This window comes from Pseudomonas sp. MH9.2 (assembly GCF_034353875.1).
Lineage (GTDB): Bacteria > Pseudomonadota > Gammaproteobacteria > Pseudomonadales > Pseudomonadaceae > Aquipseudomonas.
The window spans coordinates 1162667-1177041 of sequence record NZ_CP133784.1; the positions used below are offsets into that span (position 1 = coordinate 1162667).

A 14375-nucleotide genomic window follows, 5' to 3' on the forward strand; every position below is an offset into this window, starting at 1 on the left:
TAGCATGCGCACACTGATGATCGAACCCCTGACCAAAGAAGCTTTCGCCCCCTTCGGTGACGTAATTGAAACCGATGGCAGCGCGCACTTCATGATCAACAACGGTTCGACCCTGCGTTTCCATCGTCTGGCCGAGGTTGAAACCGCCGCGCCGGATGACAAGGCGATCATCAGCATCTTCCGCGCCGAAGCGTTGCAGATGCCACTGACCGTGCGCATGCTGGAACGACATCCACTGGGCAGTCAGGCGTTCATACCGCTGCTCGGCAATCCTTTTCTGATTGTGGTCGCGCCACATGGCGATGCACCTGAATCAGAGTGGGTCCGCGCCTTCATCAGTAATGGCAGGCAGGGCATTAATTACCATCGCGGCGTTTGGCACCACCCGGTGCTGACGATCGAAAAGCGGGATGATTTCCTGGTGGTTGATCGCAGCGGAACTGGCAATAACTGCGATGAGCATTTTTTCGATGAGGACCAGTGCCTGTTCCTCGACCCCCACCAACAAGGAAGGTCTGAGCGCCCTTAAGTGGTGACAGGCAAGAGGTCAATTCTGTGGAAGCACATTTAATGGAATGGCTGAACCTGAGCGTGCGCTGGGTTCATATGATTACCGGCGTGGCCTGGATCGGGGCGTCGTTCTATTTTGTCTGGCTGGAAAACAACCTCAACCGAGTCAACCCGCGTGACGGGCTGGCCGGCGATTTATGGGCCATTCATGGTGGCGGTATCTACCACCTGGAAAAATACAAACTCGCCCCGCCGACCATGCCCGACAACCTGCACTGGTTCAAATGGGAAGCCTATTCCACTTGGATGTCCGGCGTAGTGTTGATGTGTGTGGTGTTCTACTCCAACCCGACGCTTTATTTGCTCGCCCCTGGCAGCAGTCTTTCGGGCGTCGAAGGTATCGCCATCGGTATCGGTTCGCTGATCGCTGGCTGGTTCATCTATGACGTACTGTGCGACTCGCCACTGGGCAAGCGCCCCGCCCTGCTCGGCCTGATTCTGTTCGTGCTGCTGATTGGCGCCGCGTTCGGTTTCAGTAAAGTGTTCAGCGGTCGCGGCGCGTACCTGCATGTGGGCGCCATCATCGGCACGATCATGGTCGGCAACGTGTTCCGCATCATCATGCCCGCCCAGCGCGCATTGGTGGCCGCCATCGCTGCTGGCCGCACGCCGGACCCCAGCCTGCCCGCCAAAGGCTTACTGCGCTCCCGGCACAACAACTACTTCACCCTGCCCGTGCTGTTCATCATGATCAGCAACCACTTCCCTAGCACTTACGGCAGTCAATACAACTGGCTGATCCTGGCCGGAATCTCGGTACTGGCGGTTCTGGTTCGCCACTACTTCAATACCCGCCATAACAGCCACACATTCGCCTGGACCCTGCCCGTTGCCGCGCTGGGCATGATCTGCCTGGCGTATGTCACTGGCCCTGCGCAAGGGCCGACTGACGCGGCATCTGCAGCACGCGCCAGCGGTATCGATTTCAACAAGGTTCACAGCGTGATTCAAGAACGCTGCGCCGTGTGCCATTCGGCCAAGCCGACCAGCCCACTGTTCAGCACAGCGCCCGCTGGCGTGATGTTCGATACCCCGCAACAAATCCAGCAACTGGCACCGCGCATCCAGGCCCAGGCCGTGATTTCGCAGATCATGCCGCTGGGCAATATCACCCAGATGACCCAACAGGAACGTGATCTGATCGGCGCATGGATCGACAAGGGTGCGCAGACCAACTGATCGATTAATCCAAGGCACTTGAGCCGCGCGACTTGTGCCCGTATCCATTGCACCTTCCTGATAAGAAGCCAGAAGGTGTAAACCTTATTCAGGGCGAGTCAATCCCCTGAAAAAAGCCTGAACACTCAGGCTTTTTTGCTATAGACCGGTGACGCGCTGGACGCCCGTCCCGGGCAATCTTGAGCCTGCCGCAAAACCGGTGCTACCATGCGCAACCGCTGGCACAGGCAAGGAAAACTCTGGTTCATGAGCAGCATTCGCGAGCGTAACAAAGAACTGATCCTGCGCGCAGCCAGTGAAGAGTTCGCCGACAAGGGTTTCGCAGCCAGCAAGACCAGCGATATCGCGGCCAAGGCCGGGCTGCCAAAACCTAACGTCTACTACTACTTCAAATCCAAGGACAACCTCTACCGCGAGGTGCTCGAAAGCATCATTGAGCCGATCCTCCAGGCATCGACGCCGTTCAATCGCGACGGCGTACCGGCTGAGGTGCTGAGTGGCTACATTCGCTCGAAAATCCGCATATCCCGCGACTTGCCGTTCGCCTCGAAGGTGTTCGCTAGCGAGATCATGCACGGCGCACCGCACTTGACTGCCGAGCAAGTCGAACAGCTCAACAGCCAGGCCCGACACAACATCGACTGCATTCAGTCCTGGATCGACAGCGGTCAGATTGCACCGCTCGACCCGCACCATTTGATGTTCACCCTCTGGGCCGCGACCCAGACCTACGCCGACTTTGACTGGCAAATATCCACCGTCACCGGCAAAGCCAAACTCGACGACAGCGACTACGAAGCCGCCGCGCAGACCATCATCCGGTTGGTGCTCAAAGGGTGTGAGCCCGATAAGTGACACTGCGGCTGATACATAACCTGTAAGAGATCCCGCTCCGCCTTCGACACCGCGCAGGCGATACTGTGTGCATGCCCTGCCCACCTTGACCCCATCTTTTACCCCCGCTGGCTCTGTTAGTTCAAGCCAGCGCTTGCCTGTTACATCAGTCAGCGCTGGATCATCAGTTGCACTGGTGACCGGAAAGCTCCTAGGCTCTACGCATACTCAATTCGGAAATAGCCCATGGACAGCAACACCGGCTGGCGGGAACAGCTACGCATCATCATCTTTCAGACCGATACGGTCGCGGGCAGACGCTTCGACAAGACCTTGCTGCTGATCATTCTGAGCAGCCTGGTCGTGGTGATTATCGATAGCATCGAAAGCATTCATCACGACTACGCCAACCTGCTGGCAACTATCGAATGGGGGTTCACTCTGGTGTTCACCATCGAGTATGTCCTGCGTCTGTACTGCTCGCCTAAACCGATGCGCTACGCCTTCAGTTTCTATGGCCTGGTCGACCTGCTGGCGATTGTGCCCGGTGTTCTCGCGTTGTATTACAGCGACGCTCAATACCTGCTGATCATTCGTATCATTCGGATGTTGCGAATCTTCCGGGTGCTCAAGCTCGGTCATTACCTCAAGCAGGCCAACTACCTGCTCGCGGCGCTACGCGGCAGCAAGCAAAAGATCATCGTATTCCTGGCCACCGTCACTACCCTGGTCATCGTTTTCGGCACCCTGATGTATGTGATCGAAGGCCCTGAACATGGGTTCACCAGTATCCCCATCGGGATCTACTGGGCCATCGTCACGCTGACGACAGTAGGCTTCGGCGACATTGTGCCGAAGACACCGCTGGGGCAAATGTTGTCGTCGCTGGTGATGATCACCGGTTACTCCATCATCGCGGTGCCCACCGGGATCTTCACCGCCGAACTGGCCAACGCCATGCGTGGAGAACAACTGGAGCACACGTGTCCGGTCTGCGCCAAGAACGACCACCAGCCCAGTGCGGCGTTTTGCGCGCGGTGTGGCAATGCCTTGTTTCCGAAAAATGAGAACAAAGCATAAGCAAATTGCTTTTGAGTATTTAAATGACTATAGCCACCCGGCTATAGTCGCCAGCAATGAGCCACTCGCCCTATCAGCAGCCTCACCCACACCTCCAATAAGGAATGCGCAGTGAACAAATTCTTTGGCGCCTCACTTCTGGCCGCAGGCCTGGCCTTCGGCAGCGTGGCCCAAGCCGCCCCGACCCTGCTCAACGTTTCCTATGATGTGATGCGCGACTTCTACAAAGACTACAACAGCGCGTTCCAGAAACACTGGCAAGCCGAACACAATGAAAACGTCGCCCTGCAAATGTCCTTCGGTGGCTCAAGCAAACAGGCCCGCTCCGTAATCGATGGTCTGCCGGCTGACGTCATCACCATGAACATGGCCACCGACATCAATGCGCTGGCCGACAACGGTGGTCTGGTGCCGAAAGACTGGGTCTCTCGCCTGCCAAACAACAGCGCGCCGTTCACCTCAGCCACGGTTTTCATCGTGCGCAAGGGCAACCCTAAAGCCCTGAAAGACTGGCCTGATCTGGTCAAGGACGGTGTTCAGGTGATCGTACCCAACCCGAAAACCTCGGGTAATGGTCGCTACACTTACCTGTCGGCGTGGGGTTATACGCTGAAGAATGGCGGTGATGAAGCGGCCGCGAAAAAGTTCGTCGGCCAGTTATTCAGCAATGTGCCTGTACTCGACACAGGCGGTCGTGGTGCCACGACCACCTTCATGACCAACCAGATTGGTGATGTGCTGGTGACCTTCGAAAACGAAGCCGAAATGATCGCCCGGGAATTTGGTCGGGATCAGTTCGAAGTGGTTTATCCAAGCGTTTCGGCCGAAGCCGAGCCACCCGTGACCGTGGTCGATAAAGTCGTCGACAAGAAAGGCAGCCGTGCCCTTGCAGAGGAATACCTGAAATACCTCTGGTCCCCTGAAGGCCAGGAAATCGCAGCCACCAACTACCTGCGCCCACGTGATCCGACCATATTGGCCAAATACAACGACCGCTTCCCTAAAGTCGACTTCCTCTCGGTAGAGAAAACCTTCGGCGACTGGCGCACCGTGCAAAAAACCCACTTCAGTGACGGTGGTATTTTCGACCAGATTTACACGGTGAAATAAGCCCTGGCGCATAAACAAAAACGGCGACCCTGGGGTCGCCGTTTTTTTACGCCGACTCAATGACCGTACTGACGCCCCAGCCCCGGCGGCACGCCATTGGCATCTGTCACCTGCCATGGCCCGTTACGCCCGGTCGACCAACTCCAGCCGTTGTTCCAGCGGTAGTAAGTGCGCTGACGGTAGAAGGTGTCGGCCTCGTCATCCAGTACGTACACACCGAGGCGCGCATCCCAGTGGCAGTTACCACCCGGCGGTGGAGCGAAGTGGGCAGAGGTTTTGGGGCCAGTGGCGGGCGCCGGACGCTGGGGAGACGTCTGCGGCGCAGTGTGCGGTTTGCCGGATTGCGGTTTGCTGGGCAGTGTCGGAATCGACTCGCTGCTTTGCGGTCCCGTGGGGTGCTGGACGGCACACGCACTCAAGCCAAGGACCAGACTCAATAAGGTGATACGTGCGACAGCGGTCATGGGACATTCTCTCTACTGATCTGGACTGTCGATGGTCAATGCTTGCTGGGCCGTGGTGCTGCTGGCCAGTGGTTTGCTGCGACCGATCCACTCACCCTTGGTCGCCTGACCGGCACGGGACACCCGTGCAACCAGTTGGACTTCCGGAAAGTTCGACAGTTTCAGTTGCGGCATCATTGCATCGGCATCAGCCAATTCGACTTCGGCCGGCAGGTCCGCCACGGTCAGGCGTTTGACGGCCAGCGGCATCGGTGGGCCTGAGGTCGCGCGAGCAAAAATGAACACGCTATCACCCGGCTGGACGCTGGCTTTGACTGCTGCCGTCAGATCGACACGAACCTTGAGTAACCCGGCGACCTTGTTGTCGGCCGCTGGGGAACCCGCTGGTTTTGCAGCAACTGTCGGTGTCACGGCGACTTTGCCGCCGCTCGCCACCAACCTGTCACCGGCACGTGAGATACCGCCTTCGAGCGCAGAACGGGAAGGGTCTTCGGCAGGCAGTACAGCCAACAGACGCTTCCAGTAATCGATAGATTGCTGATAACGCTCGCCTTCAAATGCCTCGATCCCCAACAGCCCCAGGCTGGTGACTTCGTTAGGATCAGCTTTGAGTGCTTCATCGGTCAGGGCCTGAATCTGCGCCGACCATTGCTTGTTGCCCGCAAAATACAGCGCCTGAGCCCACTGTCCGAGCAGTTCCGGCTGACGTCCGGCCAACCCCACGGCACGTTCGAACATGTTCGCTGCATCGGCTGGACGCTCCTGAGCCATGTAGGTGCGGGCGAGGAAGTACATGCCTTCGGCCGAATCCGGCTGGGCTTTTACCGCGCGCTCCAAACGATTGGACATTTGATCCAGTGATGTCGGCGCCTGGGCAAACTCGCGAGTCAGTTCGACCTTGTCGCTGGCACCGAAATGCAGATACAGCGCCAAACCCAATACCGGTACCAGCAACGCAGCCAGCAACGGCAAGGGCTTACCCAGGCGTGAGGTGCGTGGGATGTCGGCGCCTTCGGTATCCGCCAGCAACTCACGGGCGGCCTCGGCACGGCCACTGTCCATCTGCACAGAAGAGAGCACGCCCTCCTCCTGCTGATCTTGTAGCTCGGCCAGGCGTTCCTGATACAGGGCAACGTTGAGCGCGGTACGATCCTCTTCGCTTTGCGCACGACGACCGCCGCGCAGAACAGGGATCAACAAGAAACTCAGGGCCACCAGCAACAGCAGGCCGGCAGCTAGCCAGAAATCAATCATTCGTGTTTTTTATCCAACAGTTGGTCGAGGCGCTGACGCTCCTCGTCAGAAAGAACGTCCGCACCTTCGGCACGCTTGCCGCGCCGGCGCATCACGATCACACCCATCACCAGCACGCCGCCAATCAGCAAGATCCCGGGACCGAACCAGAGCAGCCAGGTGCTTGAATTGAGCGCCGGCTTGTAGCGTACAAAGTCACCGTAGCGATCGACCATGAAGTCGATGATCTGCTGATTGCTCTGGCCTTCGCCAAGCATGCGGTAGATCTCTTTACGCAGGTCAGCGGCAATCGGCGCGTTGGAGTCGGCGATGTCCTGATTCTGGCATTTAGGGCAACGCAGCTCTTTGGTCAATTCGCTATAACGGGCGCGTTCGGCTTCATCACGAAACTCGTAGGCGTCAATGGCGGCCTGCGCCACATTAGCGAGCCCGACACTTAAAACAGCTGCGACTAACCAACGCTTCATGGTTTGGCCTCATCGACCAAGCCTTGATACAACCCAGCCAACTTTTCACGCCAGACGGTCTCGTCGATCACGCCGACGTACTTGTGGCGAATCACGCCCTTGCTGTCGATCAGGAAGGTTTCCGGTGCGCCATACACGCCCAGGTTCAAACCAAGACTGCCAGCGTCATCGCGAATGTTTATCTGATAAGGATTGTGAAACTCCTTCAGCCACTTCAATGCGTCGGCGTTCACATCCTTGTAGTTGACGCCGTAAATCACCACGCCCTGCCCCGCCAGCTTGTTCAACACGGGGTGTTCAACACGGCAGGAAATGCACCAGGTGCCCCAGACGTTGACCAAGGCAGGTTTGCCCAGCAAGTCAGCCTGGGTGATGATTTTGCCGCTCTGCACATCCGGCAGCGAGAACGCAGGAAAAGGTTTACCAATCATCGCTGAAGGCAGTTCGGCCGGGTCAAGGTACAGACCCCGGTAGAGAAACGCCGCCATACCCAAAAACAGCGCAAGCGGCACCAGCAGAATCCAGCGCTTCATACCGCAGCTCCAGACAGGCCCAACGCGTCGCGCACTTTGCTTTTGACCTTGACCCTGTAACGCCTGTCAGCAGCGGCCAACAGCCCGCCAAAGCCGGTGAACAGGCCACCGAACCAGATCCAGCGCACAAACGGCTTGACGTGAACCCGTACCGCCCAGGCACCATCGCCCAGCGACTCGCCAAGGGCAACGTATAGATCACGGCTGAAACCGGCGTCGATGCCTGCTTCCGTCATCATCGACTGCTGCACGGTGTACAGACGCTTTTCCGGGTGCAAGACGGTGACTTCCTTGCCGTTTTCAAGCACACGGATGGTGCCCTTGTCGGAGGTATAGTTCGGGCCCTGAACATGCTTGGCACCCTCAAAAACAAACATATAGCCACCCAGCTCCATCGATTCGCCCGGCGCCATGCGCAGGTCGCGCTCGGCACTATTCTGGCTGGACAGAACCACGCCCAGTGCGCAGATGGCAATACCGATGTGGGCCACTTGCATGCCCCAATAGCTACGGGTCAAGCTGCGAGCACCTTTGATCAAGCCTTTGTGCCGCGTCTTGTCCAGCAGGTCGCGCACGCCAGCCAGCAATACCCAGGCCGCAAGCATGAAGGTCGCCAGCACTGCCCATTGGAAATCACCGAGTACGAAGCAGGCAACGATGGCCAATATGGCACTGCCGACCAGCACCGGTGCAAGCATGCTCACCAGCCATTTAACCGGCGTGTCCTTCCAGCGCACCACCATGCCGACTGCCATCACGACCATCAGCAGGGCCATCAACGGCACGAACAACGCGTTGAAGTACGGAGGGCCGACCGACATTTTGGCACCGGTCAGTGCATCGAGTACCAGCGGGTACAGGGTGCCCAGCAGAATCATCGACGCAGCAACCACCAGCACCAGGTTGTTGCCGAGCAACAGGGTTTCACGCGACCACAGGGCGAAACCCACGTGGCTTTTGACCACCGGTGCGCGGAAGGCGAACAGCGTCAGCGAGCCGCCGACGACTGTCAGCAAGAAGATCAGGATGAACACGCCACGGGCCGGGTCGGACGCAAACGCATGCACCGAGGTCAGCACCCCGGAACGCACGAGGAAAGTGCCCAGCAGGCTCAGCGAGAACGCAGCAATCGCCAACAACACGGTCCAGCTTTTGAACACGCCACGTTTTTCCGTGACCGCCAGAGAGTGGATCAACGCAGTACCCACCAGCCATGGCATGAAGGAAGCGTTTTCCACCGGGTCCCAGAACCACCAGCCGCCCCAGCCAAGTTCATAATAAGCCCACCAGGAACCGAGGGTGATACCGATGCCGAGGAAGGCCCAGGCGACGATGGTCCATGGTCGCGACCAACGCGCCCAGGCGGCGTCAAGACGTCCGCCAAGCAAGGCGGCGATGGCGAAGGCAAAGGCCACCGAGAAACCGACATAGCCCATGTACAGCATCGGCGGATGCACGATCAGACCGATGTCTTGCAGCAACGGGTTGAGATCGCGGCCGTCGGCCGGTATTTGCGGCAGGATGCGCGAGAACGGGTTGGACGTGAGGATCAGGAACAGCAGGAAGCCGACGCTGATCATGCCCATCACCGCCAGTACACGCGCCAGCATCACTTGCGGCAATTGCCGGGAGAAGATCGACACGGCGAAGGTCCAGCCGCCAAGGATCAAGGCCCACAGCAGCAACGAACCTTCGTGAGCACCCCACACCGCGCTGAACTTGAAATACCAGGGCAAGGCGCTGTTAGAGTTATTGGCCACATAACCGACTGAGAAATCATCGGTCATGAACGAGTAGGTCAGGCAGGCGAAGGAGAATACGAGGAAAGCGAACTGCCCCCAAGCGGCCGGTTGGGCCAGGCTCATCCAAAGACGATCGCCGCGCCAGGCACCGATCAACGGCACGACTGCCTGCACGATGGCAAAGCACAGCGCCAGAATCATGGCCAGATGGCCGAGTTCGGGAATCATGGTTTCAGCCCTGTTTGGATGGTGTGGTGGACGTCATGGGCGCCGACTGGCCGCTGTCTTTCAGCGCTTTGGTCACTTCCGGCGGCATGTATTTTTCATCGTGTTTGGCGAGGACTTCATCGGCGACAACCACGCCATCGGCGTTGATTTTCCCCAGCGCGACGATACCCTGCCCTTCACGGAACAAGTCCGGAAGAATGCCGCGATACGTGATGGTCACCGACTTGTTGAAGTCGGTGACGATGAACCTGACGTCCAGTGAATCGCCGGAGCGTTGCAACGATCCTTTCTCGACCATGCCACCTGCGCGAATGCGCGTGTCATGCGGCGCTTCGCCATTAGCGATCTGACTCGGGGTGTAGAACAAGTTGATGTTCTGCTGCAACGCGTTCAAAGCCAGGGTCACGGCAATGCCGACCCCCGCCAGAATCGCGACGATGATCAACAGACGTTTTTTACGCAGCGGATTCACTTCTTATTCTCCCAGCGCAAACGTCGCGCCTCTTGTTGCAGGTAACGCCGACGCGCCAGCACCGGCCACGCCACGTTGAGGGCCATGACCAACAGGCTGATGCCATAGGCCGACCACACATATAAACCATGGTGACCCATGGCGAGAAAATCACTGAAGGAGGCAAAACTCACAGCGGGGCTCCTTTGACCGGGACTTGACCGAGGCTTTTCAGAACTTCGGCCTTGACCCAACTGCTGCGCGCTTCGCGCTTGAGCACTTCAAGGCGCATACGCAGCAACAGCACCGCGCCAAAGAAACAGTAGAAACCCAACACCATGAACAGCAACGGCAGCCACATCTCGGCCGGCATCGCAGGTTTCTCGGTGAGGCTGAAGGTCGCGCCCTGATGCAGAGTGTTCCACCACTCCACCGAATACTTGATGATCGGGATGTTGATCACGCCCACAATCGCCAGTACCGCACAGGCCTTGGCCGAGCTGTCACGGTTACTGATTGCCTGGCCCAATGCAATAAGACCGAAGTACAGAAACAGCAGGATTAACATCGACGTTAGTCGCGCATCCCAGACCCACCACGAACCCCATGTCGGTTTACCCCAAATAGCGCCGGTGACCAGTGCCACGGCGGTCATCCAGGCGCCAATGGGCGCGGCGCATTGCAGCGCGACATCGGCAATTTTCATCTTCCAGACGAGCCCGACCACACCACAGACCGCGAGCATTACGTAGCAAGACTGAGCGAGCATGGCTGCCGGGACGTGGATATAGATGATGCGAAAGCTATTGCCCTGCTGATAATCGGGCGGCGCAAAGGCCAACCCCCACACCAGGCCGATGCCGATCAGTAATACGGCGGCGATGCTCAGCCAAGGCAGCATTCGCCCGCTGATGCCATAAAACCATTTAGGTGAGCCCAGTTTGTGGAACCAGGCCCAACTGATGCTCGCTTTCATCACGTTGCCTTTCATCACGGTGCATCCAGGGTCTTTACTGATCGCCAGCCGTCGTATGCGGGCGTGATCAGAACCTCAATTATTCGCCGACGCTGATCTTCAGCCCAGCCGCTATTGCAAAAGGTGTCAGGGTCACTGCCAAGGCGGTCAGGCTGCCAAGCCAGAGCAGATAACCCGTTGCCGGCATCCCTTGCAGGCTCGCTTGCAACGCGCCACTGCCAAGGATCAATACCGGGATGTACAGGGGTAAAATCAACAACGCCAACAACAGTCCACCGCGTTTCAAGCCTACCGTCAACGCCGCGCCCACCGCACCCAGCAGGCTCAATACCGGTGTGCCCAGCAGCAGCGAAATCAGCAACACAGGGACACATTCACCGGGCAAACCCAACATCAGCGCCAGCAACGGTGCCAACAATACCAGCGCCAACCCGGAAAACGCCCAGTGTGCCAGTACCTTGGCCAGAACTAGAAGAGCCAGGGGGTGCGACGAAAGGACCCACTGCTCCAGAGAACCGTCTTCAAAATCACTGCGAAACAGCCCGTCAAGCGAGAGCAGGACTGACAATAACGCCGCCACCCAGACCAATCCCGGTGACAAGGTTTGCAACAATTGAGTCTCCGGGCCGACGGCCAGCGGAAACATGGCGATCACAATTGCAAAAAACACCAGCGGGTTGGCTAATTCCGCCGGGCGACGAAATAATAGACGCGCTTCACGGGCGACCAATAGGGTAAAAACGTGACTCATACAGCCCAATGCCCCAGATCAAGGTCCCGATAGCCGGCAGGAATCCGGGTCAGCGTGTGATGGGTGGTCAGAACTACCATGCCACCTTGCTCGCAATGTTTGGTCAAATGTTCTTCAAGTTGGGCCACACCTTGTTTGTCTAGAGCTGTAAAGGGCTCATCCAGAATCCACAAAGGCGGCCCTGCCAGATACAGACGCGCCAATGCCACTCGTCGTTGCTGTCCGGCCGATAAGGTGTGACACGGCACATCCTCAAAGCCGCGCAGGCCAACTGACTCCAGCGCCTGCATGATCGCATCGCGCTCGACAGGGCGGTGCAAGGCACAGAGCCAGGTCAGGTTCTCTTCCGGGGTCAACAGGTCCTTGATGCCTGCGGCATGACCTATCCAGAGCAGATTGCGTGCCAGCTCGGTGCGTTGCTGCGCCAGAGGTTGGCCGTTGAGCCGGACTTCACCTGAGGTGGGCTGCATCAACCCGGCCAACAACCGCAGCAGACTGGTCTTGCCGCTGCCGTTCGGGCCACTGATTTGCAGCATGTCACCGGCGGCAAGACGCAATTCGAGATTCTCGAAGAGCATCCGCCAGTCACGCTCGCAAGCAAGCGCCACGGCTTCTAGAAGAGGGCTGGGCATGGCTGACCTTTTCTTTTGATCAAGAGCTGAGCGGTTCAAGTCGGCTAAACAGCAGCCGTTATACTGATGACGATTAAATGAACATCCAGCCTGAAACCGTGGATCGCAGACGTTCTTATGCGCGCCACCGTAGACGGGGCGGCATTATACATGTCATGTCCTGATACCAAGAGGGCAATTTCGACAGGTTGTAACCCATGACAGGCGACATCAGCAGCCTTGCACCGCTTGCCCCGACCACCGCTCTGGTGAAAGCGGGCGTTACACCGAATGAAATTCTCAAATTGATACAACCTGTGGACGGTTTGGTGGCCGCTGGCGAGTCAGTCAAGGCCGAAGTCGTGAACCTGAAACCGGTCGATCAGGCATTTCAAGTGCTAATGCGGCTGACGCTGGACGGTGGCCGCCAGGCATTGGTAGAAGCCATCAGCCAGCGACCTCTACCCGCCGGCGCCAACCTGATCGTCACCCAGCCAACGCCGAGCAGTCTGGCAATCACTGTGCAGCAAAGCTTGAGCGCCGCCGTCGCCACCCTGACGAGTATCGACACCAAACAATTACCGGTGGGTACGTTGTTACAGGGCACCGTAATGAGCAGCCAGGCGCTCGCGCAAAGCGCGGGCCAACCGGCGTTGTACCGGAACGTGATCAGCCTGCTCAACACCCTGCTGGCCGGTGCCAGCCTGACCGTGGACAGCCCAAAGCCATTGACCGTCGGCAGCCTGCTCAGTGCGCAAGTCCAGGGAGCGCAGGCGCTGAACTTCGTGCCGCTGAGTGGTCGGCTCGACCAGTTGGCGGTTGCGCAACAACTGAGCGTTCAGCAAAGCCGCCAGGGTTCACTGGACGGGCTGATCAAAGCGCTGCAGACCGTCCAGCAAGACGGCGATCTGCCACCCAACCTGCGCGCCAGCATCGAGACCCTGTTGGACGACCTGCCGGATATCCGTCAACTCGCAGACCCAAAAACGCTCGCACAGGCGTTGAACGGCAGCGGACTGTTCCTTGAAGCCAAATTACTCAGTGGTCAGAACCCCGCCGCAGCCCCGGACTTGAAGGCCAACCTGATGCGCCTGATCGCGCAAATTCTTCCCGGCCTGCCCGGCAACAGCAATTATGACGCAGCCGCAGCCGCAAACACCCTGGCCCGCGTCATGCCCAGCATGATCCGCAGCGCCTTGGGAACGTTAGGCCTGGTCAGTCCTCGCGCGCAACCCAGTAGCTTCCCTCTGCCCTCGCGTACTATGAATGGCGAACATGGCGAAGACTTGGAGACCCTGCTCAAACTTGCCGCCGCAGCAGTGTCGCGCCTGCAAAGCCATCAACTGTCAGGCCTGGAACAGACCCGCACGACCGCCGACGGAACTCAATTGACCACATGGCAGTTGGAAATACCGATGCGCAACCTGCAGGACATTGTGCCATTGCAGGTCAAATTGCAGCGCGAGGAAACGCCGGACAAGGACCAGCCAGCCGACAAGGATGACAATACGGTCAAGCCTGCCAAGGAAAAACTGTGGCGAGTTGAACTGGCGTTTGATCTTGAGCCACTGGGACCATTGCAGGTCCAGGCGCAATTGATCAGAGGCAGCTTGTCCAGTCAGTTGTGGGCCGAACGCGCTGAAAGCGCGAACCTGATTACCCAGGAACTGGACCACCTGCGCGACCGCTTGATCGCATCTGGTCTGACTGTTGGCGAACTGGCCTGCCGTCACGGCACACCACCACAAGGGCCGCGCACCGCCCTGGAACAACGCTGGATCGACGAGACCGCCTGATGACTCAATCCGAACATACCCCGCGCCAGGCAATCGCCCTCAGCTACGACGGGCAACACGCGCCTACGCTTACCGCCAAAGGCAATGACCAGTTGGCCGAGGCTATCCTGACCATCGCCCGGGAATATGACGTGCCTATCTATGAGAATGCCGAGCTAGTCAAATTGCTGGCTCGCATGGAACTGGGTGACAGCATTCCCGAGGCCTTGTACCGCACCATCGCCGAAATCATCGCGTTCGCCTGGCACCTCAAAGGCAAATTCCCCGAAGGGCAGGATCCAGATGCACCGCCTGTGGAAAGAGATATAACGCCGACCGCCTGAAAACGA

Annotated in this window: 17 protein-coding genes; 7 read left to right on the top strand and 10 right to left on the bottom strand. The window is 58.3% G+C overall.

Annotation, left to right across the window (positions count from 1 at the left end):
- Positions 1 to 4: 4 nt before the first annotated feature.
- From RHM55_RS05300 to RHM55_RS05320, 5 genes are all read left to right on the top strand, one after another.
- On the top strand, positions 5 to 529 hold the full coding sequence (locus RHM55_RS05300; RefSeq protein ID WP_322179941.1) for an ureidoglycolate lyase: 525 nt from the start codon (positions 5 to 7) through the stop codon (positions 527 to 529).
- A 26-nt stretch (positions 530 to 555) separates the two neighbouring features.
- On the top strand, positions 556 to 1749 hold the full coding sequence (locus RHM55_RS05305; protein ID WP_322179943.1) for a urate hydroxylase PuuD: 1194 nt from the start codon (positions 556 to 558) through the stop codon (positions 1747 to 1749).
- A gap of 246 nt (positions 1750 to 1995) precedes the next feature.
- Positions 1996 to 2604, top strand: coding sequence for a TetR/AcrR family transcriptional regulator (locus RHM55_RS05310; RefSeq protein WP_322179945.1), 609 nt, complete (start codon positions 1996 to 1998; stop codon positions 2602 to 2604).
- 225 nt (positions 2605 to 2829) lie between these two features.
- Complete coding sequence (locus tag RHM55_RS05315; RefSeq protein ID WP_322179948.1) at positions 2830 to 3663, top strand: ion transporter; 834 nt, start codon at positions 2830 to 2832, stop codon at positions 3661 to 3663.
- Between the two features lie 111 nt (positions 3664 to 3774).
- The gene (locus RHM55_RS05320; RefSeq protein WP_322179950.1) at positions 3775 to 4773 is read left to right on the top strand and encodes a sulfate ABC transporter substrate-binding protein; all 999 of its coding nucleotides are present in this window, start codon (positions 3775 to 3777) and stop codon (positions 4771 to 4773) included.
- A gap of 56 nt (positions 4774 to 4829) precedes the next feature.
- Here the strand turns inward: RHM55_RS05320 and RHM55_RS05325 are convergent, their stop codons facing one another.
- The 10 genes from RHM55_RS05325 to ccmA form a co-directional block, all read right to left on the bottom strand.
- The gene (locus RHM55_RS05325) at positions 4830 to 5237 is read right to left on the bottom strand and encodes a hypothetical protein (protein ID WP_322179952.1); all 408 of its coding nucleotides are present in this window, start codon (positions 5235 to 5237) and stop codon (positions 4830 to 4832) included.
- A gap of 12 nt (positions 5238 to 5249) precedes the next feature.
- A complete protein-coding gene (gene ccmI, locus RHM55_RS05330) occupies positions 5250 to 6491 on the bottom strand; it encodes a c-type cytochrome biogenesis protein CcmI (RefSeq protein WP_322179954.1) in 1242 nt (413 codons plus the stop codon).
- Positions 6488 to 6958 carry a cytochrome c-type biogenesis protein gene (locus RHM55_RS05335; RefSeq protein ID WP_322179956.1) on the bottom strand — a complete coding sequence of 157 codons (471 nt, stop codon included), beginning with the start codon at positions 6956 to 6958 and terminating at the stop codon, positions 6488 to 6490. Before RHM55_RS05335 ends, ccmI begins: the two co-directional genes overlap by 4 nt.
- Positions 6955 to 7491 carry a DsbE family thiol:disulfide interchange protein gene (locus tag RHM55_RS05340; RefSeq protein ID WP_322179958.1) on the bottom strand — a complete coding sequence of 179 codons (537 nt, stop codon included), beginning with the start codon at positions 7489 to 7491 and terminating at the stop codon, positions 6955 to 6957. Before RHM55_RS05340 ends, RHM55_RS05335 begins: the two co-directional genes overlap by 4 nt.
- Positions 7488 to 9461 carry a heme lyase CcmF/NrfE family subunit gene (locus RHM55_RS05345; RefSeq protein WP_322179960.1) on the bottom strand — a complete coding sequence of 658 codons (1974 nt, stop codon included), beginning with the start codon at positions 9459 to 9461 and terminating at the stop codon, positions 7488 to 7490. Before RHM55_RS05345 ends, RHM55_RS05340 begins: the two co-directional genes overlap by 4 nt.
- A 4-nt stretch (positions 9462 to 9465) precedes the next feature.
- On the bottom strand, positions 9466 to 9933 hold the full coding sequence (gene ccmE / locus RHM55_RS05350; RefSeq protein ID WP_219060474.1) for a cytochrome c maturation protein CcmE: 468 nt from the start codon (positions 9931 to 9933) through the stop codon (positions 9466 to 9468).
- Positions 9930 to 10106, bottom strand: a complete 177-nt coding sequence (gene ccmD / locus RHM55_RS05355; protein WP_322179963.1) for a heme exporter protein CcmD — start codon at positions 10104 to 10106, stop codon at positions 9930 to 9932. The genes ccmE and ccmD overlap by 4 nt, the downstream gene beginning before the upstream one ends.
- On the bottom strand, positions 10103 to 10888 hold the full coding sequence (locus RHM55_RS05360) for a heme ABC transporter permease (protein WP_322182748.1): 786 nt from the start codon (positions 10886 to 10888) through the stop codon (positions 10103 to 10105). The genes ccmD and RHM55_RS05360 overlap by 4 nt, the downstream gene beginning before the upstream one ends.
- 79 nt (positions 10889 to 10967) lie before the next feature.
- Positions 10968 to 11639, bottom strand: a complete 672-nt coding sequence (gene ccmB / locus RHM55_RS05365; RefSeq protein WP_219060472.1) for a heme exporter protein CcmB — start codon at positions 11637 to 11639, stop codon at positions 10968 to 10970.
- Positions 11636 to 12271: a cytochrome c biogenesis heme-transporting ATPase CcmA gene (gene ccmA, locus RHM55_RS05370; RefSeq protein WP_322179965.1), complete on the bottom strand. Its 636-nt coding sequence runs from the start codon at positions 12269 to 12271 to the stop codon at positions 11636 to 11638. Before ccmA ends, ccmB begins: the two co-directional genes overlap by 4 nt.
- A 197-nt stretch (positions 12272 to 12468) precedes the next feature.
- On the opposite strand from ccmA, the gene RHM55_RS05375 reads away from it, so the two are divergent.
- Both RHM55_RS05375 and RHM55_RS05380 read left to right on the top strand, forming a co-directional pair.
- Positions 12469 to 14046 (top strand): flagellar hook-length control protein FliK, encoded by a 1578-nt coding sequence (locus RHM55_RS05375; RefSeq protein WP_322179967.1) that lies wholly within the window; start codon positions 12469 to 12471, stop codon positions 14044 to 14046.
- A complete protein-coding gene (locus RHM55_RS05380) occupies positions 14046 to 14369 on the top strand; it encodes an EscU/YscU/HrcU family type III secretion system export apparatus switch protein (protein ID WP_322179969.1) in 324 nt (107 codons plus the stop codon). Before RHM55_RS05375 ends, RHM55_RS05380 begins: the two co-directional genes overlap by 1 nt.
- The last annotated feature ends 6 nt before the right edge of the window (positions 14370 to 14375 follow it).

Excerpts from the sequence above, each read along its gene's own strand:
- RHM55_RS05300 (WP_322179941.1), top strand. The coding sequence starts at position 5 with ATGCGCACACTGATGATCGAACCCCTGACCAAAGAAGCTTTCGCCCCC.
- RHM55_RS05310 (WP_322179945.1), top strand. The coding sequence starts at position 1,996 with ATGAGCAGCATTCGCGAGCGTAACAAAGAACTGATCCTGCGCGCAGCC.
- RHM55_RS05315 (WP_322179948.1), top strand. The coding sequence starts at position 2,830 with ATGGACAGCAACACCGGCTGGCGGGAACAGCTACGCATCATCATCTTT.
- RHM55_RS05325 (WP_322179952.1), bottom strand. The coding sequence starts at position 5,237 with ATGACCGCTGTCGCACGTATCACCTTATTGAGTCTGGTCCTTGGCTTG.
- ccmI (WP_322179954.1), bottom strand. The coding sequence starts at position 6,491 with ATGATTGATTTCTGGCTAGCTGCCGGCCTGCTGTTGCTGGTGGCCCTG.
- RHM55_RS05335 (WP_322179956.1), bottom strand. The coding sequence starts at position 6,958 with ATGAAGCGTTGGTTAGTCGCAGCTGTTTTAAGTGTCGGGCTCGCTAAT.
- RHM55_RS05340 (WP_322179958.1), bottom strand. The coding sequence starts at position 7,491 with ATGAAGCGCTGGATTCTGCTGGTGCCGCTTGCGCTGTTTTTGGGTATG.
- RHM55_RS05345 (WP_322179960.1), bottom strand. The coding sequence starts at position 9,461 with ATGATTCCCGAACTCGGCCATCTGGCCATGATTCTGGCGCTGTGCTTT.
- RHM55_RS05360 (WP_322182748.1), bottom strand. The coding sequence starts at position 10,888 with ATGAAAGCGAGCATCAGTTGGGCCTGGTTCCACAAACTGGGCTCACCT.
- ccmB (WP_219060472.1), bottom strand. The coding sequence starts at position 11,639 with ATGAGTCACGTTTTTACCCTATTGGTCGCCCGTGAAGCGCGTCTATTA.
- ccmA (WP_322179965.1), bottom strand. The coding sequence starts at position 12,271 with ATGCCCAGCCCTCTTCTAGAAGCCGTGGCGCTTGCTTGCGAGCGTGAC.
- RHM55_RS05375 (WP_322179967.1), top strand. The coding sequence starts at position 12,469 with ATGACAGGCGACATCAGCAGCCTTGCACCGCTTGCCCCGACCACCGCT.
- RHM55_RS05380 (WP_322179969.1), top strand. The coding sequence starts at position 14,046 with ATGACTCAATCCGAACATACCCCGCGCCAGGCAATCGCCCTCAGCTAC.